2 pseudogenes are annotated in these 705 nt (G+C 31.5%); one reads left to right on the top strand and one right to left on the bottom strand.

The features are described from left to right. Positions 1-122, top strand: a pseudogene (locus IDG60_RS18490) (CPBP family intramembrane glutamate endopeptidase); the annotation flags it as partial. A gap of 90 nt (positions 123-212) precedes the next feature. On the opposite strand, the pseudogene IDG60_RS18485 reads toward IDG60_RS18490, so the two are convergent. Then, positions 213-572, bottom strand: a pseudogene (locus IDG60_RS18485) (transposase); the annotation flags it as partial. Positions 573-705: the final 133 nt, after the last annotated feature.

Here is a 705-nt window from a genome sequence, read left to right as displayed (position 1 = left end):
TATCCATCATATTAGTTTTCACTTATTTAAAATCTGGAAGAAACCTAGGTTCAACAATTGCATTACATATAGCAAATAATTTTGTTTCTTTCGTTATATCAGTAATAAGTATTTATGCGTAGATAAAGAGGTCGGGACATTAAGTTTTTAGGCAATGAAAAAAGCTGATTTCTATTAATTATTTGATAGAAATCAGCTTTTTTGATATGCATTTTATTATGAAACTGAATAAATAAAGATTCAATTAACGCATCAGTATTAGGATTCACTCTAAAAAGATTAATAGTTTTATAAGAAGGTGTTTGATCTTGAGCTAACCACATCATTCGAATACTGTTATGAAGTAATTTTTCTATTCTACGGCCAGAAAATTCAGATTGAGTATATGAATATGAGGTGATTTTTAACATCATTTTTAGATGATAGGATGTTGCGCCACGATGATGTCTGAATTCATCGAATTCGCTATCAGCTATCTTTTTAACAATTTCATTAACATATCGCGAAATATCATTTTGAGGAATTCTAACAGCAGTTTCTATTGGTAGTGTAAGTTGGGCAAAGTGTTTTATTTTTTTAAGTATTTCAAAGTAAAATTACATGTTAATACGTAGTATTAATGGCGAGACTCCTGAGGGAGCAGTGCCAGTCGAAGACCAAGGCTGAGACGGCACCCTAGGAAAGCGAAGCCATTCAATACGAAGT

Source organism: Staphylococcus sp. EG-SA-2 (genome assembly GCF_017152085.1).
Note: the sequence above shows the minus strand (reverse complement) of the source record. Positions and strands in the feature narration are given on the sequence as shown.